Origin of the sequence: Pseudomonas sp. NPDC087598 (assembly GCF_044743525.1) — a bacterium.
In the GTDB taxonomy this organism is placed as follows: Bacteria; Pseudomonadota; Gammaproteobacteria; order Pseudomonadales; family Pseudomonadaceae; genus Aquipseudomonas.
The window spans coordinates 1-1,026 of record NZ_JBIUWQ010000142.1 but is presented as its reverse complement, the minus strand read 5'-3'; the positions used below and the strand labels follow the sequence as shown (position 1 = coordinate 1,026).

The following is a 1,026-nucleotide window of genomic DNA, read 5'->3' as shown; positions in this document are numbered from 1 at the left end:
GCTGCCAGGGTCGGCATCTTGGCAACCAGGCGGATCGCGGAGATTTCGCGATGCTGCGGGTTATTGATGTCCAGGGAGTCGTGGTAGAAGGCCGAGAGGGCGCCGACTACGCCGCACATGACGGCCATCGGGTGGGCGTCGCGACGGAAACCGTTGAAGAAGGTTTTCAGCTGCTCGTGAACCATGGTGTGGTTCTTCACGGTGCTGACGAACTGGGCTTTCTGTTCTGCTGTCGGCAGTTCGCCGTTGAGCAGCAGGTAGCAGGTTTCCAGGTAGTCCGACTTTTCAGCCAGCTGTTCGATCGGGTAGCCGCGGTGCAACAGAATGCCGTTGTCGCCGTCGATGTAGGTGATTTTCGACTCGCACGAAGCAGTCGACATGAAACCAGGGTCGAAAGTGAAGCGGCCCGTGGCCGTCAGGCCCCGAACATCGATTACATCGGGACCAACGGTGCCGGTTAAAATGGGCAGCTCGACGGGGGCTGCGCCCTCGATGATCAACTGCGCTTTTTTGTCAGCCATGTGGCCTCCTATTTATGCTTGAACCATCAGACAGACCCCCCACGCAGGGCCCGCACCACTATAGTGAGATAAATTCGAATGTCAATTTGCCTAAAGTCTTGCTCCAGAAGGCTTTAAGCGCACTTTTTCCTCGAAATTGACTGCCATTTACGCCTTTTATACGACTTGTGCAATCAGCTATTTGGGGTAGGTGATTGCGTTGTCATTAGTAGCCTAACTGTCTATACTCGGCCACCGACCGCCAAGGGCTTTTGGGCCTGCTTTATTGGGGGTCGCATCCCTGGGTGGTGGTTACCTGACCAGTGCACTCCCCAACAACTTTGCCCTGATTGTTAGGGGCTCTTCAGTGTGAAAAAAAAGCCGTGAAAAGCCAACGACCTGTAAACCTAGACCTAAGGACCATCAAACTCCCCATCACCGGCGTTACGTCGTTTCTTCACCGTGTTTCCGGCCACATCCTCTTCCTGGGCCGTGGCTTCATGCGTTATGCATTGGGCAAATCCCT

Annotated in this window: 1 protein-coding gene and 1 pseudogene; one reads left to right on the top strand and one right to left on the bottom strand. The window is 54.9% G+C overall.

What is annotated here, in order from left to right; genetic code table 11:
* Positions 1–521: citrate/2-methylcitrate synthase (locus ACIOWE_RS30085; RefSeq protein ID WP_401398592.1), on the bottom strand; the 521-nt coding region annotated here is incomplete at its 3' end.
* 362 nt (positions 522–883) lie between these two features.
* On the opposite strand from ACIOWE_RS30085, the pseudogene ACIOWE_RS30080 reads away from it, so the two are divergent.
* A pseudogene (locus ACIOWE_RS30080) lies at positions 884–1,026 on the top strand (succinate dehydrogenase, cytochrome b556 subunit); the annotation flags it as partial.